General features: G+C 74.1%; 19 protein-coding genes. 7 read left to right on the forward strand and 12 right to left on the reverse strand.

Translation table 11 applies throughout. The features are described 5' to 3' along the window. Positions 1-36: 36 nt before the first annotated feature. The gene (locus tag Q5425_RS11970) at positions 37-501 is read left to right on the forward strand and encodes a MarR family winged helix-turn-helix transcriptional regulator (RefSeq protein WP_308672243.1); all 465 of its coding nucleotides are present in this window, start codon (positions 37-39) and stop codon (positions 499-501) included. 110 nt (positions 502-611) lie between these two features. Here Q5425_RS11970 and Q5425_RS11975 read toward each other — a convergent pair whose 3' ends face one another. Genes Q5425_RS11975 through Q5425_RS11990 form a run of 4 tightly spaced genes read right to left on the reverse strand, consistent with a single transcriptional unit; the run spans position 612 to position 8,925 of the window. Further along, positions 612-2,081: an MFS transporter gene (locus Q5425_RS11975; protein ID WP_396135152.1), complete on the reverse strand. Its 1,470-nt coding sequence runs from the start codon at positions 2,079-2,081 to the stop codon at positions 612-614. Further along, a complete protein-coding gene (locus Q5425_RS11980; protein ID WP_308672245.1) occupies positions 2,072-6,526 on the reverse strand; it encodes a beta-ketoacyl synthase N-terminal-like domain-containing protein in 4,455 nt (1,484 codons plus the stop codon). Before Q5425_RS11980 ends, Q5425_RS11975 begins: the two co-directional genes overlap by 10 nt. Continuing rightward, positions 6,523-8,232, reverse strand: a complete 1,710-nt coding sequence (locus tag Q5425_RS11985; RefSeq protein ID WP_308672246.1) for a fatty acyl-AMP ligase — start codon at positions 8,230-8,232, stop codon at positions 6,523-6,525. Before Q5425_RS11985 ends, Q5425_RS11980 begins: the two co-directional genes overlap by 4 nt. Positions 8,233-8,247: 15 nt before the next feature. Next, positions 8,248-8,925: a hypothetical protein gene (locus Q5425_RS11990; protein WP_308672247.1), complete on the reverse strand. Its 678-nt coding sequence runs from the start codon at positions 8,923-8,925 to the stop codon at positions 8,248-8,250. 389 nt (positions 8,926-9,314) lie between these two features. Here Q5425_RS11990 and Q5425_RS11995 point away from each other — a divergent pair, with 389 nt between their 5' ends. The 3 genes from Q5425_RS11995 (at position 9,315) to Q5425_RS12005 (ending at position 12,446) form a co-directional block, all read left to right on the forward strand. Beyond that, on the forward strand, positions 9,315-10,319 hold the full coding sequence (locus Q5425_RS11995) for an alpha/beta hydrolase (protein ID WP_396135153.1): 1,005 nt from the start codon (positions 9,315-9,317) through the stop codon (positions 10,317-10,319). Beyond that, a complete protein-coding gene (locus Q5425_RS12000; protein ID WP_308672248.1) occupies positions 10,316-11,146 on the forward strand; it encodes an SDR family NAD(P)-dependent oxidoreductase in 831 nt (276 codons plus the stop codon). The genes Q5425_RS11995 and Q5425_RS12000 overlap by 4 nt, the downstream gene beginning before the upstream one ends. 67 nt (positions 11,147-11,213) lie before the next feature. Beyond that, entirely contained in the window at positions 11,214-12,446 is a 1,233-nt protein-coding gene (locus Q5425_RS12005) for a glycosyltransferase (RefSeq protein WP_308672249.1), read from the forward strand. Between the two features lie 7 nt (positions 12,447-12,453). Here the strand turns inward: Q5425_RS12005 and Q5425_RS12010 are convergent, their stop codons facing one another. After that, positions 12,454-13,443, reverse strand: a complete 990-nt coding sequence (locus Q5425_RS12010) for a YdcF family protein (RefSeq protein WP_308672250.1) — start codon at positions 13,441-13,443, stop codon at positions 12,454-12,456. 79 nt (positions 13,444-13,522) lie between these two features. On the opposite strand from Q5425_RS12010, the gene Q5425_RS12015 reads away from it, so the two are divergent. Beyond that, entirely contained in the window at positions 13,523-13,888 is a 366-nt protein-coding gene (locus tag Q5425_RS12015; RefSeq protein ID WP_308672251.1) for a DNA polymerase ligase N-terminal domain-containing protein, read from the forward strand. A gap of 10 nt (positions 13,889-13,898) precedes the next feature. Here Q5425_RS12015 and Q5425_RS12020 read toward each other — a convergent pair whose 3' ends face one another. The 6 genes from Q5425_RS12020 to Q5425_RS12045 form a co-directional block, all read right to left on the reverse strand. Then, complete coding sequence (locus tag Q5425_RS12020) at positions 13,899-14,594, reverse strand: DUF998 domain-containing protein (protein ID WP_308672252.1); 696 nt, start codon at positions 14,592-14,594, stop codon at positions 13,899-13,901. Positions 14,595-14,703: 109 nt separating this feature from the next. Next, the gene (locus Q5425_RS12025; protein WP_308672253.1) at positions 14,704-15,570 is read right to left on the reverse strand and encodes an NAD(+)/NADH kinase; all 867 of its coding nucleotides are present in this window, start codon (positions 15,568-15,570) and stop codon (positions 14,704-14,706) included. A 33-nt stretch (positions 15,571-15,603) separates the two neighbouring features. Continuing rightward, complete coding sequence (locus Q5425_RS12030; RefSeq protein ID WP_308672254.1) at positions 15,604-17,079, reverse strand: NAD(P)/FAD-dependent oxidoreductase; 1,476 nt, start codon at positions 17,077-17,079, stop codon at positions 15,604-15,606. Further along, entirely contained in the window at positions 17,076-17,924 is an 849-nt protein-coding gene (locus Q5425_RS12035; RefSeq protein ID WP_308672255.1) for an SDR family NAD(P)-dependent oxidoreductase, read from the reverse strand. Before Q5425_RS12035 ends, Q5425_RS12030 begins: the two co-directional genes overlap by 4 nt. Then, complete coding sequence (locus Q5425_RS12040) at positions 17,908-18,798, reverse strand: alpha/beta hydrolase (protein WP_308672256.1); 891 nt, start codon at positions 18,796-18,798, stop codon at positions 17,908-17,910. Before Q5425_RS12040 ends, Q5425_RS12035 begins: the two co-directional genes overlap by 17 nt. Continuing rightward, the gene (locus Q5425_RS12045) at positions 18,795-20,075 is read right to left on the reverse strand and encodes a cytochrome P450 (RefSeq protein WP_308672257.1); all 1,281 of its coding nucleotides are present in this window, start codon (positions 20,073-20,075) and stop codon (positions 18,795-18,797) included. Before Q5425_RS12045 ends, Q5425_RS12040 begins: the two co-directional genes overlap by 4 nt. A gap of 108 nt (positions 20,076-20,183) precedes the next feature. Here Q5425_RS12045 and Q5425_RS12050 point away from each other — a divergent pair, with 108 nt between their 5' ends. Further along, complete coding sequence (locus Q5425_RS12050) at positions 20,184-20,771, forward strand: helix-turn-helix domain-containing protein (protein WP_308672258.1); 588 nt, start codon at positions 20,184-20,186, stop codon at positions 20,769-20,771. Between the two features lie 332 nt (positions 20,772-21,103). Here Q5425_RS12050 and Q5425_RS12055 read toward each other — a convergent pair whose 3' ends face one another. Continuing rightward, positions 21,104-22,075: an SEFIR domain-containing protein gene (locus tag Q5425_RS12055; protein ID WP_308672260.1), complete on the reverse strand. Its 972-nt coding sequence runs from the start codon at positions 22,073-22,075 to the stop codon at positions 21,104-21,106. A 257-nt stretch (positions 22,076-22,332) separates the two neighbouring features. On the opposite strand from Q5425_RS12055, the gene Q5425_RS12060 reads away from it, so the two are divergent. Beyond that, positions 22,333-22,917 carry a TIR domain-containing protein gene (locus Q5425_RS12060; RefSeq protein ID WP_308672261.1) on the forward strand — a complete coding sequence of 195 codons (585 nt, stop codon included), beginning with the start codon at positions 22,333-22,335 and terminating at the stop codon, positions 22,915-22,917.

A 22,917-nucleotide genomic window follows, 5' to 3' on the forward strand; every position in this document is an offset into this window, starting at 1 on the left:
ACTAGCTAGATTGTCTAGCTAACTTAGAATGAGCCGGTGGAAGACAGTCCCGTCGCGCTCCGGGTGAACCTCGCCCTGCGGGAGCTGCTCGCGCTCGCCCACGACGTCCAGATCGCCTTGGCCCGCCGCCTCGGCCTCGGGGCGACCGACGTGCAGGCGCTGCAGCACCTGGCGGGCGGCGTGCCGATGGGCACCGTCGACCTCGCGCACGCGCTCAAGATCCGGTCCGCATCCGCCACCGTCCTGGTCGACCGCCTGGAGGCCGCGGGGCACGTCCGCCGCGACCCGCACCTCCGCGACGGGCGGCGCGTCACCCTCGTCGTCAGCGAAGCGGCGCGCACCGAGGTCCGGGCCGCGCTGGCCCCCCTGGTCGACGCCATCACCCGGTTGACGGACGGCTTGGCGCCGGAGCAGGCGGAGGTGGTGGCACAGTTCCTCGGCGACACCACAGAAATCCTCCGGACGTACGCTGCGCAGCCCCCGGAAGCAAGTCAGCGCTAGTCGTATAACACCCTATGCAGCGGCTGTTCCTTTCAGTCGCCTCCCGAGCTTTCACGTGAAAGCTATCCGGAGGCGGTAACTCCGGATCACTTTCACGTGAAAGTGCGGGGTTAGCCGGGGACTTTCCGACGGGTGAGCGTGGAGAGCAGCGCCGCGAGCGCGAACAGTCCGCAAGCGGCCGCCGCCGACACCTGGACGCCCGTGGTGCACGCCGCCCGGGTCGCCGCGAGCAGTTCGGGGGCCGCCGGCAGGCCTTGGGCAGCCGCTTCCGCCTGCGCCGGGCCGGCCGATGCCAGCCGCCTCGCCGTGTCCGGCACGCCGGGCGGTACCACCAGGTGGGCCGAGTAGACGGCGGCCGCCAGTGAGCCGAACGCCGTTGTCCCCAAGCCCGCGCCCAGTTCGTAGCCGGTCTTCTCGACCGCGGCCGCGCCGCCCGCGCGGTCGGCGGGCGCGGCCGACAGCAGCGTGTCCGTGCTCGACGTCAGTGCCAGCGCCATGCCCAGGCCCGAACCCGCCAGCGCGCCGCCGAGCCACCACGGCGACGGCAGCCCGCCCGCGGCCGGGATGGCGAGGGAAGCCGCCGCCACGGCGAACCCCGCCGTGCGGACCCGGGCGTTGCCGAAGCGCTCCAGCAGCGCCGGGGCCACCACGCTGCCCGCCGCCGACGCGCCGAGCACGAGCAGCAGCCGCGCCGCTGCGGCCGTCGGGGAGAGGCCGAGCACCACCTGGAGGTACTGGGCGAGCAGCAGGCCGAGCCCCACCAGCACGCTCATCACCAGCAGCACCCCGCCGGCCGCGCCCGGCACGCCCGGCCGCCGGAACAGGGCCAGGTCCAGCAGGGGAGCGGCCGCCCGCCGCTGGCGGCGCCCGAACAGCCCGAGGAGGGCGCACCCGGCCGCCCCCGACGCGAAGCCGCCCCCCGACGGCCCGATGGCGAAGGCGATCCCGAGCACACCCCCGGCCGCGAGCAGCGCGCTGAGCGCGTCCCACGGCTCCCGCGCGGGCGTGGTCCGCGGCAGCCACCGCAAAGCCGCCGCCACCGCGGCCAGGATCACCGGCGGGTTGACCAGGAACGTCGACCGCCAGCCCCACACCTCGACGAGCAGCCCGCCGAGGACCGGCCCGAACACCGAACCGGCCCCGGCGATGCCGCTGCACACCGCGATCGCCGTGCGCCGCCGCCGCTGGTCCGGGAACAGCTCCCGCAGCAGCGACATCGTCACCGGCATGATCATCGCGCCGCCGCAGCCGAGCGCCGCGCGGGCGGCGAGCAGGGCCGGGACGCCGGGAGCGAGCGCGCAGCCGAGCGACGCCAGCCCGAACACCGCGTAGCCGGCGACCAGCACCCGCCGCCGCCCGAAGCGGTCGCCGAGCGTGCCGCACGGCAGCAGCAGCGGCGCCGCGGTGAGCGGGTAGATCGCCACGATCCACACCTGGGCGGCCGCACCGGGCCGCAGCTGCCGGACGAGGTCGGGCAGCGCAACGTGCAGCACGGTGGCGTCGACCGCGACCAGGAACAGCCCGGCGCCGAGCACGGCCAGCAGCGGCCACGCCCGGACGCCCGCGTGCGTCACGGCCACAGCAGGCCGGCCAGGTGCCGCGCGACGACGTCGACGTGCGGCGGGTCGACCACCGACAGGTGGTGCGCGGCCACCGGCACGACCTCCAGCCGCGGGCACAGCCCGGACCAGCCGGCCGCGCGGTCGGTGCGGGAGTAGCGCGGTTCCATCGCGAGCCCGGCGGCGTACGGCTCGGTCGCCCGGTACAGCACCACGCGGCCGTCGTAGGGCCGCGGTGTCCCGCGTTCCGCGGCCAGCGTGTCCAGAAAGGACTGGTGCTGGTGCCGCAGCACGCCGGGGCTCAGCAACCCGGCTTCGGCGACCCGCCGCATGGTGAGCTCGATCTGCTCCTCTTCGGGGAGCGGGGCGAGCTCGTCGTGCCCGAGCCGGACGGCCCGGCCGTAGGTGCCTTCGACGTAGCCGGTGAAGCGCAGGAACCGCCGGGCCGACGACGCGCGCGCGTCGAGGTCCGGTTCCGGCAGGGGCAGCATGGTGTCGATCAGCGCGACGAGTTCGACCGGTTCGCCCTCGTCCGCGAGCCGGGTGGCGACGCCGTAGGCGAGGGCGCCGCCGAACGACCAGCCGGCGAGGCGGTAGGGCCCGTGGGGCCGGCGCGCCCGGACCAGCGGCAGCAGCCGTTCGACGCGTTCTTCGATGCCGGCGCCCGGCACGCGTTCGAAGCCGACGCACGGCACTCCGGCGGGCAGCCGGTCCAGCAGCGGGCGGTAGACGGTGCAGGTGCTGCCGCCGGGGTGGAACAGCAGCAGCGGCGCGGTCCCGGCGTCGCCCGCCTTGAGGAGGTGCACGGGCCCGCGTTCCTCACGCGTGTCGAGGAGGGCTCTCGCCACGTCGGCGACGGCGGCGAGGGAGTCGTGCCGCAGCAGCTCCGCCGGGTCGACGGGGCTCCCGAGCTCGGTGGTGAGCCCGTCGGCGAGCAGGCGGGCCAGGTGTTCCGGCCGTCCGGTGCCGGTCAGGCGGACGTGCGTGCCGCCCGCGTCGGTGCCGGTGTGCTGCCGCCAGAGCCGCAGGACGAGGCGGTCGGCTGCGTCCCACGCGCGGCCGCGGGCCGCCGGTTCGTCCCCGCGGGGCGCGAGGTCCCGGTTGAGGTCGGCGAGGGTCGCGCCCCGGAGGACGGCGGCCGCGTCGGGTTCGGTGCCGAGCTCCCGCCGGACGGCCTCGCGGATCCGGTTCGCCATGAGGGAGTCGAGGCCGAGGTCGACGAGGGGGACGTCGGGATCGAGACGATCGGGGGAGAGGCCCATGATCGCGGCGACGATCTCGGTGAGCCGATCGGCCCCGCCGGGTGCCGCGGTGGCTCGGGCCGGTGGTGCGGCGGTGGCGTCACCCGGGGCTGTCTCCGGTGCGGCGGTGCGCGTGGTTTCCCCGTCGCGAGCGGCGTCGGTGTACCAGTGCCGTTCGTGGCGCCAGGGCATCGGCGGGACGTCGGTGAGCCGCGCGCCGTCGTCCGGGGCGGACAGGGTGATCCGGGTTCCCGCGCAGTACAGCGCCGCCGCGGCCGCGCCGAACGCGCGGACCTCGTCCTGGCCGCGGCGCAGGGTGCCGGTCACCACCGCGTCGGTGATCCCGGCGGCTTCGAGCGTCCGGGCGAGCGAGCCCCGCAGGATCGGGTGCGGCGACACCTCGACGAACACGCGGTGCCCGTCCGCGGCCGCCGCGGCGACGGCCTGCCGGAACCGCACCGGGCGGCGCAGGTGCGCGGCCCAGTAACCGGCGTCGAAGTCCGGCAGTTCGCGCGGGTCGGTGAGCACGGTGTCGTACCAGGGCACCAGCGGCCGCCGTCCGCCCAGCTCGGCCAGCGCGTCGCGCAGGGCGCCGAGGACGGGCTCGACCCCGGCCGAATGCCCGGCGACCCCGACCGGCAGCCGCCGCGCGCCGCGCCCGGTGGCCGACAGCTGCGCGACGAGCCGGTCGAGCACGAGAGCGTCCCCGGCCACGGTGATCTGTCCCTGTGCCGCATCGACGGCGAGCTCGACCCCGGGGTGGGCGGCGAGTTCGTCCGGGGTCAGCTCCACCGCGGCCATCGCCCCGCCCGAGCGGAGGGTGCCGAGCAGCCGCGCCCGGGTGGCGACCAGGTGGACGGCCTCGTCGGCGGTCAGCACCCCGGCCACGACAGCGGCGGCCGCGGACCCGAGAGAGTGCCCGAGCACGGCGGCGGGCCGGACACCGAAAGCCTCCCACCGCGCGGCCAGCGCGACCTGCGTGCCGAAGATCGCCAGCTGCGTTTCCGCCAGCGTGGGCGCGGTGGCGCCGGTGAGGAGGGACCGCAGCGACCGTCCGGCGTGTTCGGTGAAGGGATCGCCGAGCTTGTCCACCTGAGCGGCGAACGCGGGTTCGGCGGCCAGCAGCCGCCGGCCCATCCCGGTCCACTGGGACCCGTGGCCGGAGAACACGAAGACGGGCCCGTCCCCGTTCCCGTCACCGGCACCGCCGTCTCTGGCGACGGCGGTGCCGGTGACGGCCCCGGCGGGCAGGAGGTCGACGCCGTCGCCCACGGCCCGCAGCAACGCGGCGAGCTCACCGTGGGTCGCGGCGACGAGGGCGGCCCGGTGCTTGCCGGCGTTGTCGCGCCGGAAGAGGGTGTGGGTGACGTCGGCGAGGGAACTCCGCTGCCCGGCGGGGGAGTCCAGCCAGTCCGCGAGCTGCGCGGCCCGTTCGGCGAGGCGGTCACGGGTCCGGGCGGAGAGCAGCCCGATCCGGATGCCGGGTGCCGGGAGTGCGGCCTGGCCACCACTGTGCTGCGGGGCACGGGTTCCGGCCGTGGTCGGCAGCGCGTGGCCGGGCTGCGCCGGGTCCCCGGTGGTCGCCCGGGGGCCGACGTGCGCCGGTGCCGTGGCACGACTTCCCGCCGGGGCCTGGGTCCCCCGGCGGCCGTGCTGCGCCGGAATCCGGCCATCAGTCCCCGCGCCCACCCGCCCGCCGTCGTCCGGTGCCGGGGCCGCCGCCTCCTCCTCCACCACCACGTGCGCGTTGGTCCCGCCGAACCCGAAGGCCGACACTCCCGCCACGGCCCGGCCGGTGTGCCGCGGCCACGGCGTCGGCTCCGTCACCACCCTCAGCCCCAGCGAGCCGAACGCGATGTGCGGGTTCGGTGCCGTGAAGTGCAGCTGCGGGGGCAGGGACCCGTGCTTCATGGCCAGGACCACCTTGATGAGCCCGGCAATCCCCGCCGCGGCCTCCGCGTGGGCGATGTTCGTCTTCACCGAGCCGATCAGCAGCGGCGCGCCCGCCTCGCGGCCCGCGCCCAGCACCGCGCCCAGCGCGCGGGCCTCGATCGGGTCGCCCAGCAGCGTGCCGGTTCCGTGCGCCTCCACGTAATCCACAGTGGACGGATCGAGCCCGCGGTAGGCGTCCCGCAGCATCGCCTGCTGTGCCGCCGGGTTCGGCGCCGCCAGGCCGTTCGACCGGCCGTCGGAGTTGACCACCGACGAGCGGATCACCGCGAGCACCCGGTCGCCGTCGCACTCGGCGTCCGCCAGCCGCTTCAGCACCACGACGCCGCAGCCCTCGGCGCGCGCGATGCCGTCGGCGCCCGCCGAGAACGTCTTGCACCGGCCGTCGCCGGCGAGCAGGCCCGCCGCCGCGAACGCCGCCGTCGGCCCCGGCAGCAGCATGAGGTTGACGCCCGCCGCCAGCGCCAGGTCCGCGTCGCCGTCGCGCAGCGCGCGCACCGCGTGGTGCACCGCGACCAGCGAAGACGAGCACGCCGTGTCCACCGCCATGCTCGGCCCGCGCAGGTCGTAGACGTACGACAGCCGGTTGGCCGCGATGCTGCCCGCCGCGCCCGTGGCCGTCCACAGGTCCGGCTCGCCGCCGATCATCGTGAGGTGGCCGTAGTCGTGGGTGGCGATCCCGGTGAACACGCCGGTCCGGCTGCCGCGCAGCGACGCCGGCGCGATCCCGGCGTCCTCCAGCGCCGCCCAGGTGACCTCCAGCAGCATCCGCTGCTGCGGGTCCATCGTGGCCGCCTCGCGCGGGGTGATGCCGAAGTGCTCGGCGTCGAACCCGGCGACGTCGTCGAGGAATCCGCCGAGCACCGGGGCGGCCTCGGGGCTCCAGCGGCCCGGCGGCGCGGTCCGGACGGCGTCGCGTCCTTCGCACAGCAGGTCCCAGAACTCGGCGGGACCGTCCGCGCCGGGGAGGCGGCAGCCGAGCCCGACCACGGCGACCGGGTCGGTCCGGCGGCGGTTCGTGGCCGGGCGCGCTTCGGGTTCGTCCGCACCGGTCAGGCTGCGGGCGAGGTGGTCGATGGTGGGGCTTTCCCACAGCAGCGTCGCGGGCAGCCGGCGGCCGAGCCGCTCCTCGAGGTCGGCGGTGATGCCGACGGCCTGGCGGGACGACAGGCCGTAGTCGCCGAGCGGGCGGTCGGGCTCGGCCGGGGCGCCGGTGTGTTCGGCGACGGTGTCCAGGAGCCAGCGGCGCAGGGTGTCGGTCGTCGGGTCGCTCATCGCGCCAGTGCCTTTCCGTAGTCGCCCGCGAGGTAGCGGTCGCGGCAGGCGCCGCGCGCGATCTTGCCGCTGGACGTGCGCGGGACCCGCCCGGGCGGCACGAGCAGCACGTCCCGCAGCGCGAGCCCGTGCGCGGCGGAGACCAGCCGCCGGATCGCCGCGGCCAGCGCGCGTTCGGCGGCTTCGGTCAGGTCCGCGTGGGCGCGGTGTTCGGCGACCACGACGACGGCCTCGGTGTCGTTGCCCGCGACGGCGAACGCGGCGACGCTGCCGGGGCGGATCGCCGGGTCGGCCGACGCGGCCGTCGCCTCGACGTCCTGCGGGTAGTGGTTGCGGCCGTCGACGATGATCAGGTCCTTGATCCGGCCCGCGATGTAGAGCTCGCCGTCGAGGCGGACCCCGAGGTCGCCGGTCCGCAGCCACGGCCCCTCGGGCAGCCCGCCCGCCAGCCGAGCGCCGAAGGTTTCGGTGCTGTCCAGGGGTTTCTGCCAGTACCCCTCGCCGACGTTCGGTCCGTGGACCCAGATTTCGCCGACCGAGCCGTCGGGCAGCACCACGGCGGTGTCCGGGTCGACGAGGGCGACGAGCTGCCCGGCCGGGGCACCGCAGGCGACGAGCCGGACGCCGTCCCCGGCCGGCCGCGCGGTGCCCGTGGCGAGGGCGGCGCGGTCGAACGTGGTGACGCGCGGGACGGCGGCCGGGCCGGTGGTGACGAAGACGGTGGCCTCGGCCAGGCCGTACGCCGGGCGGGTCATCTCCGGCCGGTACCCGGCGGCGGCGAAGGCGGTGTGGAAGCGGTCGAGGACGTCCGGGTTGATCGGCTCGGCACCGTTGACGATCGCGGCGACGCGGCCGAGCCGCAGCCGCGCGCGGTCGGCCTCGCGGATCCGGCTCGCGCAGTAGTGGAAGGCGAAGTTCGGGGCGGCGCTCCAGCTGCCCGCGTGGTCGCCGAGTAGTTCCAGCCAGCGGACCGGCCGCTCGACGAAGGCGAGCGGGTCCATCAGCACCGAGCGCAGGCCCAGCGCCAGGGGGGTGATCAGACCGAGGACGAGGCCCATGTCGTGGAAGAGCGGCAGCCACGAGACCGTGGTGGCCGCGGCCGGGTCGAGCCCGAGGCCGCGCACGACCTGGCCGACGTTGGCGAGCACGTTGGCGTGGGTCAGCACCACTCCGGCCGGGCTGCGGGTCGAACCGGACGTGTACTGCAGGTACGCGACGTCGTCCGTGGCCGCGGCGGGCGCCGGCCACGACCGCGCCGGCCCCGGGCGGTCCACCGCGACGACCGTGACGTCACCGCCGAGGAACTCCTCGACCCCCGGCCGGGCGGCGGTGGTGGTCACGACGGCCGTGGGCGCGCAGTCGGCGAGGACCGCGGCGAGCCGTCCCGCGTGACCCGGCAGGCCGGGGTCGAACAGCGGCACCGCGATCGCGCCCGCGGCGATCGCGGCGAGGAACCCGATCACGTAGTCCGGGCCCTGCGGGCAGAGCACGGCGACCCGGTCGCCCGGCGTCACCGGCAGCGCGCCCGCGGCAGCGTCGACGCGCTCGGCCAGCTGCCGCCAGGTGAGGGTGCGCCGCCGCCCGGCGGGGTCGGTGGCGAAGTCGGCGAAGGTCAGGGCGGGGGCGTCGGGGGTGGTCGCCGCCCAGTGGCGCAGGCACGCGGTCAGGGTGTCGCCGCCCACCGCCGGCAGGTTCTCCTGGGACATGGGTTCTCCTTGGTGCTAGCGGCCCAGCCGCGGGGCGGCGTGCTGCCACGCGGCGACGGCCAGGGTGTCGAGGTCGAGGTCGGTCGCTCCGGCGTCGCGGAGCAGGACCAGCACGCCGCCGGCGGCGATGGCGACGGTGCGCAGGCGCAGGCCGGGCAGCCCGGCCGGTTGGCCGGGCAGGGTCAGGACCTGCCGGTAGGAGAGGGTCTGCGCGCCGGGAACGGCCGGAGCGGTCTCGACGGTCGTGGTCGAGACCGTCGGGAGGCCTTGGTCGTCGACGGTGACGCGGGCGCAGCGGCGCGCTTGCCCGGCCCAGGCGGTGAGATCGGGCGGGTGCGGGGTGCGGGCGACAAGCTCGGACAGCTGCCCGCCGGGGACCGCCGTCTGGAAGCCCTGGCCGGTCACCGCCCCGGGGCGCAGCAGCCTGCCGTGCACGACGTCGGTGCACCCTTCGTCGTCCTTGCTGTCCGAAGTGGACAGTGCGGTGGCGACGTCGAACACGTCGCGGGCCGCGGGACGCCCGGGAATCGACTCGGCCGGCAGCAGCGCGGCCGGCGGCACCGCGGGGGGCGCGGAAACCGGGGCCACCGCCGCGCCGGTGGCCGGTTTTGCGGGCGAAATGGTGGCCGCGGCGGCCACCGCGATCAGGAGGACGGCCACGCGGGACGGCGGAAAGCGAATTCGGGCAGCCATGTACGGCCCTTCGGGGAGCATTTTCGGTACGGGTGCGGCTCCTGCGCTGGAACCCTTCGCCGGGGACGCGTCGACGGACGTGGCGATCCTGGCGGCACGGCGAAGGCTACGCGCGGAAATCGGTTACCGGAAGCACCTCAAGACGGCGTAAACATCTACGGGCACAGCGGGTGAGCTGCAGAATTGCAGGTTACCGACGAGTTCTGCCGACCGTTGTGGCACGGCCGTCCGAGACTGGTCACTCTGCGCGACAGGCGCCTCACCCGCGCGGGGGAGTTTGTTTTCCTCCCATTCACATTGTCCGCTCACATCGTGGACAGGACAATTGCGCTCGCCGACGCCATTCCTCTAGCTTGGCCGCACCTGCGAACGACCGGGAAAGGAATCGCATGCGCCATTTTGTGAGGTGGTTCACGGCGCTGACGGCCGTGGTGTGCGCGCTGCCCGGGACACCGGCGCCGGCCGCGGCGAGCGTGCCGGACGCCCGGGCCGACGACGGGTCGCACGTCGTCGCCGAGACCACTGTGGACGGTGATGCGCGGGTGCTCGACCTGACCGTGCGCTCGGCGGGCGTCGGCGCGTACGCCATGGTCCGGCTGATCCTCCCGCGGGCCTGGGCTGCGGAGCCGGACCGGCGGTGGGCGGCGCTCTACCTGCTTGCGGGCGAGACCCGGCTGCAGGACTACCGCGGCTGGAGCGCGAACACCGACGTGCGGCAGCTGGCCGACGACGCCGGCGTCCTGGTCGTCATGCCCGGCTCGGGATCCGCGGGCTTCTTCAGCGACTGGTGGAACTACGGCAAGGACGTCGCGCTCAACCAGTGGGAGACCTTCACCGCCGTCGAGCTGCCGCAGCTGATCGACCGCGGTTACCGCGGGAACGGCAGGCGCGCGGCCGCCGGGCTGTCCCTCGGCGGGTACGGCGCGATCGAGCTCGCCGCGCGGCGCCCGGGCGTGTTCCGCTACGCCGCCTCCTTCAGCGGCAACCTCAACCCGGCCGGCCCCACCGGGGAACTGCTGACCGGCGCCATCGTCGCGTCCGCCCACCTCGACCCCGAGGCCCTGTGGGGCGACCGGCGCCGGGAGGCCGCGCGCTGGGAGGCGCACGACCCGCTGGTGAACGCGGACCGCCTGCGCGGCACGGAGATCTACCTGTCGGCGGGCAACGGGCTGCCGGGCCCGCTCGACGCGAAGCTCCCGATCGACGTCCTGCCCGGCGCGATGCTCCTGGAGTTCCTCTGCGGTGCGCAGACCACCGCGATGGCCGGCCGGTTGCGCGGCCTCGGCGTCCCGGTGACGGCGGATCTGTACGGCCCCGGCACCCACCAGTGGGCGTACTGGCAGGAGCAGCTGCACAAGACGTGGCCGCGGATGCTGCAGGTGCTCGCGTCGTGAAGCCGTCCTATGTGGTCACCGGCGCGGCGGGCGGGATCGGCCGGGCCTGCGTGGCGGAGCTGGTCCGGCGGGGCGCCCACGTGTGGGCGAGCGTCCGCACGGACGGCGACGAAGCGGACCTCGAACGAGCGTACGGCGACGCGGTCACGGTGCTGCGCATGGACCTGCGCGACGCGGAGTCGATCGCCCGCTGCGGGGAGCGCGTCGCGGCGGCGGGACCGTTGCGGGGCCTGGTGAACAACGCCGGGCTGGCGCGGCCGGGGCCACTCGAGCACGTGCCGCTGGCGGCGTTCCGGGAGCAGCTGGAGGTGAACGTCACCGGCCAGCTGGCGGTCACGCGAGCGATGCTGCCGTCGTTGCGGCGCGCGGAATCCGCCCGGGTGGTGACGATCGGCTCGATCGGCGGCCGGATCGCGGGCCCGATGGTCGGGCCGTACCACACGTCGAAGTTCGCACTGGCCGGCTTGACCGACAGCCTGCGCGCGGAGCTGGCCCCGGAGGGCATCCACGTGGTGCTGGTCGAGCCGGGCGCGGTGGCCACGGCGATCTGGCCCCGCGCCCGCGCGGCGGCCGAGGAGGTCCGCGCGGCCCTCCCACCGGCGGCACTGGAGAGGTACGGAGAGCAACTGGCGGCAGCAGAGCGCAGCGCGGCCCGCTCGGCCCGGACCGGAGTGCCACCGAGGCGCGCGGCCGAGGTGGTGGTCCGGGCACTGACGGCCCGTCGCCCGGCGCCGAGGTATCTGGTCGGAAGGGACGCCCGGATGGCTGCGGTGCTGGCGAACCTGCCGTTCCGGCTGCGGTACCGGCTGACGGCGGCGAAGCGATGACCAGGTTGATCAGGAGGCCAGGTACGTCGGTCGTTCCGCTCTGCCCGGCCCATGCCGGGGCGAAGCGATGAGCCGCCAGGTGGTGATCATCGCGCCGGGCTCGCGCGGCGATGTCCAGCCCTGCGTCGCCCTCGGGCGGGGCCTCGCCGCCGGTGGTGACCGCGTGCGGGTGCTGGCCGCGCCCGGGTTCCGGGCGCTGATCGAAACCCACGGTCTCGGCTTCGCGCCCCTTTCGGCGGATCCCTCCGCCATCCTCGGCTCGGCGGCCGGGCAGGCGTGGACCGGCGGCCGCCGCCTCACCTTCCTCTCCGGGCTGCGCGAAGTCCTCCGCCCGGTGCTCGACCGGCTCCTCGCCGACGTCCACACCGGCGCCGCCGGCGCCGATCTCGTCCTCGCGCCGTCGCTCGGCTTCCTCGGCTCGCACCTGGGCTCGCACCTCGGCGTCCCCGACGCCGAGCTGCACTACCAGCCCAGCGTGCCGACGCGGGCCTTCGCGCACCCGCTCCTGCCCGGGGCCGCGCGGCTCGGACCCTGGGGACGGCACCTCAGCTTCGGCGCCGTCGACACCCTCGCCTGGCAGATGTTGCGCCCGGAGGTCGACCGCTGGCGCGTCGACACCCTCGGCCTGCCCCGGGCCGGGCGGCGCGGGCCGCGGCGCCGGTCGCCGGTGCTGTGCGGGTTCTCCGGTGCCGTTGTGCCGCGGCCACCCGACTGGCCCGCCCGCGTGCACGTCACCGGGTACTGGTTCCTCGACGCCGCCGCGCGCCCGGATCCGCGGCTGCGCGACTTCCTCGCCGCCGGACCGCCGCCGGTGTACGTCGGCTTCGGCAGCATGCAGCCCGCGGACGCCGAGCGGACCTTCGGTGTCGTCCGGGCGGCGTTGCGCCGGGCCGGGCTGCGGGGCGTCCTGAACTCCGGGGCCACCGGCGGCAGCTCCGGGGCCACCGGCGACGACCTGCTGATCGCCGGGGACGTCCCGCACGAGTGGCTGTTCCCGCGGACCGCCGCCGTGGTCCACCACGGCGGCGCCGGGACCACCGCGGCGGCCTTGCGCGCCGGCGTTCCGTCGCTCGTCTGCCCGGTGTTCTCCGACCAGCCCTACTGGGGCGAGCGGGTGGCCCGGCTCAGCGCGGGCCCGAAGCCGCTGCCGCTGCGGGAACTCACGGCCGGCGCGCTGACCGCCCGGCTCCGGGAACTGACGGAGAACCCGCTGTTCCGCCGCGGCGCGCAGTACGTCGGTGCGCGCCTGCGCGCCGAAGACGGCGTCGCCCGGGCCTGCTCGATCCTGCGTTCGGGCTAGGTGGCGGTCAGGCGAAGAGCGTCAGGACCAGGCCCGCGCCGGCGACCAGTACGCACGCGGCGATCGTCGTGCGGCGGTAGTGCAGGATCAGCGCCGCGAACTCGCGCAGCAGCGCGCTCGGCAGGAAGTACCGAGCCGTCGGCGAACCCGTCGCCTGGAACGGCAGGCCCAGCCGGCGGCACTCCACCGCCGCCCGGAACACGTGGTAGTTGCTGGTCACCGCGACCACGCGCCGGGCGTCGCCGGGGAGCAGCGCGGCCGAGAACCGGAGGTTCTCCTCGGTCGTGCGGGCCCGGTCTTCGCGCAGGATCCGATCGTCGGGCACGCCGCGGTCGCGGAGGTAGGCGTGCATCGCTTCGGCTTCGGTCACCGCTTCGCCGGGCCCCCGCCCGCCGGAGACGACCAGCAGCGGCGGCGTCGCCTCCCGGTCGTGGAGCCGGATCGCGCGCTCGAGTCGCCCGGCGAGCAGCGGCGGCACCCGTTCGCCGTTCAGTCCGCAGCCGAGCACGATGATCGCGTCGAATCCGCCGTGGCGGTCGAGCCTGCCGTACACGACGGAGTAGATCAGCAGCGACAGGAACAGGAACCCGAAGTAGCAGGCCAGCACGGCCGCGACGGCCACCAGCGCCGAACCCCACCGCCCGAGCGGCGCGAACGACAACGCCTCCAGCGCGATCAGCCCGGTGCCGAGGCCGAGCGACAGCAGGTTGCCGGCACTGCGCCCTTCCCGCCGCCACATCCCGACGCCGTTGACGATCAGCGCCGCCGGCAGCACCAGAGCCACGAGCACCACGACGACGCCGAGCAGCCCCAGCAGCACCGGGGTCAGCCACTCCAGGTGCAGCGCGGCACGCAGCAGCCACAACGCGGTCAGCAGCAGCGCGACACCGAGCCAGACGGCGTTGCCCAGCCGCCGCGGTTCGCGCGCCAGCCGCACGGCGAACACGACGAGGGCCGCCCCGGCGGCAACCGGCAGCACCCCACCGGCGACGTTCACCCGGCCTCCTTGGATTCCCCGTTCGGGGCTCCAACCTAGCCGGGCGGACACGAACGGGTGATCTGGCATGGTGAAGGACGTGACCGATCGGCGACCGGCGTTCGTGCTGCACGAGCACTGGCGCCCGCGGCACCACTTCGACCTGCGGCTCGAGGAGAACGGCGTGCTGCGGTCCTGGGCCGTGCCCCGGGGCCTCCCACCCGACGCGAGCGGCAACCGGCTAGCGGTCGCCGTGCCCGACCACGCGCTGGACCACCTCGCCTATGAGGACGAGACGAAGAAGATCGCCGACACGGGCTGGTGGGAGGAACACGACCGCACGGCCAAGCGGATCCTGTTCACCCTGCACGGCCGCACGGGCGCGGTGCGGTACGCGCTGATCCGCACGGCGCGCGACTGGCTGCTGCACCGCACCCGCGACCAGCCGGGCGACGAGGCCGGCTAGGCAGAGCCGGTCAGGCCGGAGCGACCCTCGCGCGGAACCGGACCCCGGTCGGCATCGCCCGGTGCGCCCAGTGGCCGAGTACACCCAGCAACGCGATCTCCAGGACCATCATCAGCCGTTCCACCAGCCCGGTCGCCACGGTCGGCAGGTGGCCGCCGAGGACCACGTTGACCGCGAACGGGACGATGAACGGCAGGTAGAACGGGATCGCCGCCAGCGCCAGCCGTCGTGACCACGTCGCGAACCGGCGCCAGCGCGGGTCGTCGCGGTGGCGGCGGCCCAGCGCCCAGCCGACGACCGGCAGGCTGAGGCACGTCACCGCCGACGCGTACAGGTGGATCTTCCCCGTCGCGGTGATCGCGCCGCCCTGCGGGTCCTTCGCGAAGATCGCGACCGCCAGCAGGCTGACGCACCACAGCGCCTTCGCCGCCACCAGTGCCGGGTTGGCCAGCAGGCCGCGGCGGTACAGCGCGACCAGCAGCAACGCCGACCCCGTGCTGGTGAGCAGCAGCGCGCCGTCCCACAGCAGGCGGCCCGGGCTCAGCGCGTAGTCGCTGAGCATCGTGCTCACCGGGTCGAGCGGCGCCAGCCGGCGGTCGAGGTGCAGGACCGCGAGCAGGGTGACGGCGCCGCCGAAGGCGACGAGGGCGCCGGGCACGAGCAGGCGGGCGCGCAGGCGGGGACGGACGGGTGCGGGACACAGCATGCAGGGGAACACTCCGGGACGGTTCGGCTGGTTCAGGGCCGCCGCGGACGCTACCCGTGACCTTTCCGTGACCATTGCCGATGCGCCGGTGCTGTGACGCACACCACCGTCAGTGGTCGCCGTCCTGGGGGATTTCCGCCGAATCGGTGAGCCGCAGCTTGCGCCGCGCCCGCTGGTAGAACGTCGTCATGCCGAGCCGGACCACCCGCGCCGCGCTCGGCCGGCCGCGCAGGTCCAGCCGGTCGCCGGGGGAGACGTACCCCTCGACCTGGCCGTCGACCTCCACCGCCAGCCTGCCGCTGGTGGGCAGCAGCTCCAAGGTGACTTCGTCGTGCACCGAGAGCACCACGCCCCGGCTGTACGCCGAGTGCGGCGCCGCCGGCGTCACCAGCAGGGCCTCCACCGCCGGGCTGGTGATCGGCCCGCCCGCCGAGAAGCTGTACGCCGTCGAGCCGGTCGGGGTCGCCACGACCACCGCGTCGGCCGAATAGCTCACGAACGGCTGGCCGCCGACGCGCACGGCGACCACCGCGCTGCCGTTGCCGGGCACGCGCACGACCGCGATGTCGTTGAACGCCGTGATCCGCCGTCCCTGCAGCACCGCGTCCACGGCCAGCCGCGGCTCCACCGTGAACTCGTGTTCGTCGATGGCCGAAAGGGCGCGCGGCAGGTCGGGGACGTCGACCTCGGCCAGGAAGCCGAGCTTGCCGAGGTTCACCCCGAGCACCGGCGCGCGCTGCCCGTCGGCCAGCCGCATGGCCCGCAGCATCGTGCCGTCGCCGCCCAGGCTGACCACCAGGTCGGACCGGCGCCCGAGCTCCTCGGGCGTCACCCCCACCGCGGCGCAGTTCAGCCGGACGATCTCGTCGGCGATGCCGAGGATCTCGATGTTCCGGTTGTCCGCCCAGCCGAGCACGGCTTCGACGGCGGCCGCGGAGTCGCGGCGGGGGTGCAGCACGAGTCCCGCGGAGTGCATGTCAGCGGCCCCGGACGGGGGAGGTACCGAGCGTCATGCGCTCAGTCTGCCCCCTCCCGCCGGGCGCCGCGAGAAGCGCAGGGCCCCGTCGTCGATCCGGCCGTGCCGGAGCTTGACGACGTCGTGCGCGTAGCTCATGCCCAGCTGCCACGGCGCCCGCGAACCGGCCTTCGGGAACTCGCCGATCGCCCGCTGGACGTACCCGGCGTCGAAGTCCAGCAGCGGCCGCTCGGTGACGGCCGGGTCGTCGTTGACCGGCACGCACTGGTCGTAGCCGTGCCGGTCGAGGTGGCGCAGCAGCCGGACGACGTACTCGCCGACCAGGTCGGCCTTGAGCGTCCACGACGCGTTCGTGTAGCCGATCGTGAACGCGAAGTTCGGCACGCCGCTGAGCATCATGCCCTTGTAGGCCATGGTTTCCGGCAGCTTCACCGGGTTGCCGTCCACGACGAGGTCGATGCCGCCGAAGGCCAGCAGCCGCAGCCCGGTGGCGGTGACGACGACGTCCGCCTCCAGCTCGGCACCGGACTCCAGGGCCAGCCCGTGCTCGGTGAAGGAGGCGATCCGGTCGGTGACGATGGAGGCGTCGCCGCGGCGGATCGACCGGAACAGGTCGCCGTCCGGGACCAGGCAGAGCCGCTGGTCCCACGGGTCGTACCGCGGCTTGAAGTGGGTGTCCACGGCGTACCCGGGCGGCAGCTGCTTCGCCGTGGCCTTGCGGATCAGCGCCTTCACGACACCCGGGCGGCGCCGGCTGAGCTGGTAGATCAGCGTGCTCACCGCGACGTTCTTCCAGCGCGCGATCGGGTAGGCCAGCCGCGCGCCGAGCAGCCCGCGCAGCCGGTTGGCCAGCGCGTCCTCCGACGGCAGCGAAAGGATGTAGGTGGGGGAGCGCTGCAGCATCGTCACGTGCGCGGCGCGGTCGGTCATCGCGGGCACGAGCGTCACCGCGGTGGCGCCGCTGCCGATCACGACGACCTTCTTGCCGGTGTAGTCGAGGTCTTCCGGCCACTGCTGCGGGTGGACGACGGTGCCGCCGAACCGCTCCAGGCCGGGGAACTCCGGCGTGTGCCCGCCCGCGTAGTCGTAGTAGCCGCTGCACAGGTACAGGAACTTCGCGGTGAACTGCACCGGCTTGCCGTCGTGCGTGGCTTCGACCGTCCACAGGGCGTCCTCTGTGGACCATGCGGCCCGGATCACCCGGTGCCCGAACCGGATGTGGCGGTCGATGCCGGCGTCGGCCGCGGTGTCCCGGACGTACTGCAGGATCGACGGGCCGTCCGCGATGGCCTTCGCGTCGGTCCAGGGCCGGAACCGGTACCCGAGGGTCTGCATGTCCGAGTCCGACCGCACGCCGGGGTAGCGGAACAGGTCCCACGTGCCGCCGATCGTGTCACGGGCTTCGAGGATCGTGTACTTCTTGCGCGGGAACGCCGTCCGCAGGTGGTGGGCCGCGCCGACGCCGGACAGCCCGGCGCCGACGATCAGCACGTCGAGGTGTTCGGTCATGGCAGTGCGGCCTCCGTCCGCCGTGAGCGCTGGATCACGCGCGTCAGCACGGCGTTGTAGTGGGTGGGGGTGATGCGGGCGAGCGCGTCGAACAGGTAGGCGTCCGGGCCGACCAGGATGCGGGCCTTCCCGCGGTCCACGCCGGCGTGGATGACCGCCGCCGCCTTCTCCGGCGACGTCATCGTCATCGCCTCGAACTGCGCGGCCAGCTGCTCGTGGGTGCGGCCCCGGCCCTCGGGGTCCCGGCGCACCCGGGCGTTGCGGGCGATGTTCGTGGTGATCCCGCCCGGGTGGACGGTCACCGCGCGCAGGCCGGTGCCGCGCAGTTCCTGCCGCAGCGACTCGGTGAAACCGCGGACGGCGAACTTCGCCGCGCAGTACGCGCTCTGGTACGGCATCCCGAGCAGGCCGAACACGCTGGAGGTGTTCACGATCGCGCCTTCGCCCTGCTCGGCGAGGATCGGCAGGAACGCCCGCGTCCCGTGCACCACCCCGCGGAAGTTGATGTCGTGCAGCCAATCGTCGTCTTCGGGCACCGCGTCGAGCACGGTCGAGGTCACCGCGACGCCGGCGTTGTTGAACACCGCGGCCAGGGGCGCCGGGAGCCACTCCCGGACCTCGGCGGCGAACCGCAGCTGGTCCTCCGCGTCCCGGACGTCGAGGACGCGGGTCAACACCGGGCCGGGCAGGGCGGCCGCGGTGGCCTTCAGGCCGTCTTCGTCGACGTCCGCGAGGGCGACCGGCGAGCCGAGCCGCGAGAGCCGGGTGGCCAGCGCGCGGCCGATGCCGGACGCCGCGCCGGTGATCACCACCGGGCGGCCGGTGAGACTAGGGGGCCGGGACATCGCTGCTCCTCGCGTGCTGGTCGATGAGGTCGAGGACGGTGGGCCACGCGCCTTCGGGCAGGTCGTGCCCCATGCCGCGGACGGTTTCCAGGCGGGCGCCCCGGATGGCCCGCGCGGTGGCGGCCCCGCCGGTCGGGTGCACCATCCGGTCGCGGTCGCCGTGGATCACCAGCGTCGGCGCGGTGATCTTCCGCAGCAGCGGGGTCCGGTTGCCGGACTTCATGATCGCGGCGAGCTGACGGCCCACGCCCCCGGCCGTCGGGTCGCGGTCCCAGCCCGTTCCGGCCAGCTCGCGCACGAAAGCCTCGTCGAACGGGAAGCCGTGCGAGCCGATGTGGCGGAACATCCGGACCGCGCTTTCGACCGCCTCTTCGCGGGATTTCGGCGGCTTCGCGCCCATCATGCGCAACGTCGAGAGCGCGGGGCGGCCGAGCAGGCGCGACCCGGTCGTCGACATGATCGACGTCAGGGTGCGGATCCGGTCCGGGTGGAGCGCGGCGGTGGTCTGGGAGATCATGCCGCCCATGGAGACGCCCGCGATGTGGGCGGTCTCCAGGTCCAGCGCGTCGAACAGGCCGATGGTGTCGGCGGCCATGTCCGTCAGGTCGTACTGCTGGGGCGGGAACCGGCCCGCGAGCATGCCGAGCAGGCTCGGCGGCCGGAAACGCGGGTGCGTCGAGCGCCCGGTGTCGCGGTTGTCGAACCGGATGACTTCGTACCCGCGCTCGGCGAGCTTCGTGCAGAAGGCGTCCGGCCAGCTGTGCAGCTGCTGGCCCAGCCCGGCGACGAAGACCAGCGGCTCGGCGCCGGCGTCCCCGATCCGTTCGTAGGCCAGGGAAATCCCCCGGCCGGCGTCGGCGATCTGTTCGGTCACGAATCTCCTCCGGTGTTCCGGCGGCGCACGATGGCGCGGCCGCCCTTGGCGGGGGCGTAGGCGACCCCCCGCGAATGCCAGCGTTCGCCGGGCTCGTCGGTCGGTACCAGCGTGAAGTCCCGCAGCAGGGTCCGCAGCACGACGGTCATCTCCATGGTCGCGAACGCGGCGCCGAGGCAGCGGCGGGTGCCGCCGCCGAACGGGATCCACTGGTAGAGGTCCGGGCGCGCGCCTTCGAAGCGGTGCGGGTCGAAGGTCGCCGCGCGCGGGAACACGGCGTCGTCGTCGTGGATCAGCGCGATGCTGACGAGCACCGCGTACCCCTTCGGCAGCGTCCACCGGCCCAGCCGGAAGCCGTCCTGCTTGACCTGCCGCGCGGTGAGGTCGATGACCGGGCGGGTGCGCTGGACCTCGAGGATGGTGGCGTCGAGGAGCTTGGGGTCGCCCTCTTCCAGTTCCGCCAGCAGCGCGGGGTGCCGGCGGAGGCGTTCGACGGCCCAGGCCAGGGTGGTCGCCGTGGTTTCGTGCCCGGCGGTGAGCAGGGTGAGCAGCTGGTCGGAGATCTCTTCGCGGCTCAGCCCGGTCCCGTCGTCGTACCGGGTCTGCAGCATCATCGAGAGGACGTCGTCGCGGTCCTCCTCGCCGGCGCGGGCCTTCGCGATCAGCCGGTCGACGATCGCGTCGTACTCGCGGCGCATCCGTTCGAAGCGGCGCCACGGGTTGAAGCGGCCGCGTTTCGGGATCGGCAGCACGGCCAGCCGGGAGCCCAGGGTGACGAACGGCGGGAGCAGCTCGCGCAGCTCGGCGAACTCGGCCCCTTCGGCGCCGAAGACCGCGCGCAGGATGGCGTTGAGCGTGATCCGCATCATCGACGGCAGCGTGGCGAACGCCCGGCCTTCGGGCCAGCTCGCCAGCTCGCGGGCGGTTTCTTCTTCGACGATCTTTTCGTACGCCGCCAGCCGCCGTCCGTGGAACGGCGGCACCAGGAGCTTGCGCTGCCTTTTGTGCTCCTCGCCGGACAACGCGAACATCGAGCGGGACCCGAGTACCCGCCCGAGGTTGACCTCGAGGTTGTCGGCGAATTCGGGTCCGGAGGTGAACAGCTGCTTGATCTCGGCGGCGCCGCTGATCACCACGGCGTTGCCGAAGATCGGCACGTTGACCGTGAAGGCGTCGCCGTAGCGCTCTTTGAGCCGCCGCATCCCGCGCAGGGGCTGGGTGAGGGCGTAGGCGCCCTGCACGGCGCGGGGCGCGGTGGGCCCCGGCGGCAACGTCACGGATGGTCCTGTCACGGTCGTCATCGACCCTCCCGGAAGGTGGTACGCGAGCGTACCGTCGGTACGGTACGCCGGTGTACCATCTCGTTTCAAGAGGAGGGGTATAGCGTGACTTCTGTGGACGTCGACACCCGCCCGCACCGGCAGCGCCTCCTGGACGGGCTGGCCGCGTCGATCACCGAGGACGGCTTCCGCGACACGACGGTGGCCGGCATCGTCCGCCGCGCCCGCACTTCGCGCCGGACGTTCTACGAGCACTTCTCCAGCCGCGAAGAGTGCTTGATCGCCTTGCTGGCCGAGGCGAACCGGTCGATGATCCGGCAGATTTCGGACGCGGTGGACCCGCGCGCGCCCTGGGCGCGGCAGGTCCGCCAGGCGATCGAAGCGTGGATCGCCTGCGCGGAGTCCGAGCCGGCTATCACGCTGAGCTGGATCCGCGACGTGCCGGCCCTCGGCGCCCCGGCCCGCGACCTCCAGCGCGACGCGATGGAGGGGTTCATCGCGATGACCCAGCGGCTGACGGACACCGCCGAGATGCGCGCGGAGGGGATCAACCCGCCGTCCCGCCAGCTGTCGATCATGCTCCTCGGCGGATTGCGCGAACTGATCGCGACGACCGTCGAGGACGGCGGCCGGGCCGGTGACGTCACCGAGCTCGCGGTGCGGGCGTCGATCGCGCTGCTCGGCCCGGCCTGAGATCCGGCCCGGTCAGGGTGCGGGCTCGAGCACCTCGCGGAAGCAGGTCCGGAAGCCGGTCGCCGGCTGATCGCCGCGCGTTCGGGGCCGGGTACGCGTCGAGGTCCTGGGCGATCAGCTCGGCCAGGGCGTCGACGCACTCCCGGGCCGCGGCTGCGGGCGGCGCGGAAGCGCACCTGTTCGAGCGCGATCACCGAACCCGCCGCGACCGCGGTGCCGGCGACCAGCGCCACCAGGAACAGCGGCGGGTTGCCGATCAGGGAGAGCACGAAGATCCCGCCGTGCGGGGCACGCAGGGTCGCGGCGGACCCGTCGCCGGCCCCGGGGTCTACCTAGGTCACGGCCGGGTCGCCGAGGGCGAGCTCGGGCGGTCGTCCCCGCCGGGTGACGATGACGGCCGCGGACCCGAAGGGTGACGCCGTGCCGGCCGGCCGCGACATCTCGAGCCGCAGCAGGCGGGCGCCCGTGACGTCGAGGTCGATCTTCGCCGGCTTCCCGGCCGCGACCTCGTGTTCGGACCGCGGCGTCCCGTCGAGCACCACGCGGAAGTGCCCGACCTGGAAGGGATCCCGGGCGTCGTCGAGCACCCCGGCGACGGTGGTGAACCGCTGGTAGTGGCCGCCCAGGTCCAGTTCGATGAACCCCGGCCCGGTGGCGGACGGCGTGCGCGGCCGCAGGACGATGCTGTTCTCGTAGTGCAGGCCGTCGATCCACGCCGTCCCCCGTCGCACGCCCGGGCTGGTGCACGCCCACGGCAGTTCGCCGGCGAGCACCCGCTGCGGTTCCCGTGCGCCGCCGCGCCAGACCCCGCGGCGGGGCTTGGGGTGCTGTCCCCGACCCGTGATCGCGGCCAGCAGATCGGCGACCCCGGCGTCGGTGAAGTCGGGGATTTCGTAGCGCGTCATGGAGTAGGGGTTGAGGAACTCGGGGATGTCGTCGATCGACCGGCCGGGCAAGACGACCGGGAGGACCCGGCGGGTCCCGTCTTCGAGGTCCTTGGTCAGCTTGTTGCGGATGATGGCGGTTTCGAACTGGGCGCCGCGGCCCTCGTCCGGCGGCGCCTCGCCGTCGGCCCGAGCCCGGTACAGCGGAGACGCCACGACGATGATGAAGTCGGCCGCCTTGAGGTTGCGGGTGGCCCACAACGACCAGTCGATGCGGACGTTGTCGTGCCACTGGTCGAGGATGACCTCGAGGCCGATGCGGCTGTGCAGGAGGGTCGCGAACCGGCGGACCTGCGCCTTGTGCTCCTCGCTGTCGTGCGAGTAGCTGATGAACACCCACGGTGCCTCGTGCTCGGGCATCGGCTTCCCCTCGGGATCGGTCGGTGATTCACCGATCCGGGAGATCGGTATTCCGGAAACGAATCGTGTTTTCGTTCCTGTGTTCGCCTGTCATATATCCACAGCCGGACGAGTTGTCAAGAGCGCGTTTTTCGGACGATTTCCGGCTTGGCCAGTTATTGTCCTGGATCTGTCCGGTTTCCCGTCTTCTTCGCCGGCGCGCAACGGATCTAGGATCGGATCCGCCTGGTGGAAGCGGCGAAGGGGCGGCGGCACGCGTGTACGAGTACGACGTGTTCATCAGCTACCTGCGCACCGCGAACGACATATCGGCGTGGATTCGCCACCATTTTCACCCCCGTCTGCTCGAAGTGCTCGACAACAACCGGTACGAGGACGTCCGGATTTTCTTCGACGACCAGGTCCGCGTCGGAGCCGCCTGGCCCGCGGAACTGAACTCGGCGTTGCAGCGTTCCCGGGTGCTGGTCCCGGTCTGTTCCCCGAAGTACTTCCGGGACGAGTGGTGCCTGGCCGAGTGGGCCTCGATGGAGGAGCGGGAGGCGCTGACCGCCGCCGCGCCGGGGGAGCGCCGGCGGCCCCTGATCTACCCGGTGATCTTCTGCGACTCCCGGCACTTCCCCGACTGGGCCCACGCGCGGCGTCCCCGTGACCTGCAGCAGTGGAACCACCCCTTCGAGCACTTCCAGACCGCGCCGGCCTACCTCGACTTCAACCAGCAGATCAAGCAGATCGCCGCGGAGCTGGAGGAGCTCATCGAACGGGCGCCGGAGTGGCGGGGCGACTGGCCGGTGCGCACGCCGCCCCCGGAACCGCCGAAACCGGCGCGGATGCCGAGGTTCTGA

It is taken from the genome of Amycolatopsis sp. A133 (assembly GCF_031082405.1).
In the GTDB taxonomy this organism is placed as follows: Bacteria; Actinomycetota; Actinomycetes; order Mycobacteriales; family Pseudonocardiaceae; genus Amycolatopsis.

Coding starts and splice junctions, on each gene's coding strand:
- Q5425_RS11980 (WP_308672245.1), bottom strand. CDS start 6,526: ATGAGCGACCCGACGACCGACACCCTGCGCCGCTGGCTCCTGGACACC.
- Q5425_RS11985 (WP_308672246.1), bottom strand. CDS start 8,232: ATGTCCCAGGAGAACCTGCCGGCGGTGGGCGGCGACACCCTGACCGCG.
- Q5425_RS11990 (WP_308672247.1), bottom strand. CDS start 8,925: ATGGCTGCCCGAATTCGCTTTCCGCCGTCCCGCGTGGCCGTCCTCCTG.
- Q5425_RS11995 (WP_396135153.1), top strand. CDS start 9,315: ATGCGCCATTTTGTGAGGTGGTTCACGGCGCTGACGGCCGTGGTGTGC.
- Q5425_RS12005 (WP_308672249.1), top strand. CDS start 11,214: ATGAGCCGCCAGGTGGTGATCATCGCGCCGGGCTCGCGCGGCGATGTC.
- Q5425_RS12020 (WP_308672252.1), bottom strand. CDS start 14,594: ATGCTGTGTCCCGCACCCGTCCGTCCCCGCCTGCGCGCCCGCCTGCTC.
- Q5425_RS12025 (WP_308672253.1), bottom strand. CDS start 15,570: ATGCACTCCGCGGGACTCGTGCTGCACCCCCGCCGCGACTCCGCGGCC.
- Q5425_RS12030 (WP_308672254.1), bottom strand. CDS start 17,079: ATGACCGAACACCTCGACGTGCTGATCGTCGGCGCCGGGCTGTCCGGC.
- Q5425_RS12035 (WP_308672255.1), bottom strand. CDS start 17,924: ATGTCCCGGCCCCCTAGTCTCACCGGCCGCCCGGTGGTGATCACCGGC.
- Q5425_RS12055 (WP_308672260.1), bottom strand. CDS start 22,075: ATGCCCGAGCACGAGGCACCGTGGGTGTTCATCAGCTACTCGCACGAC.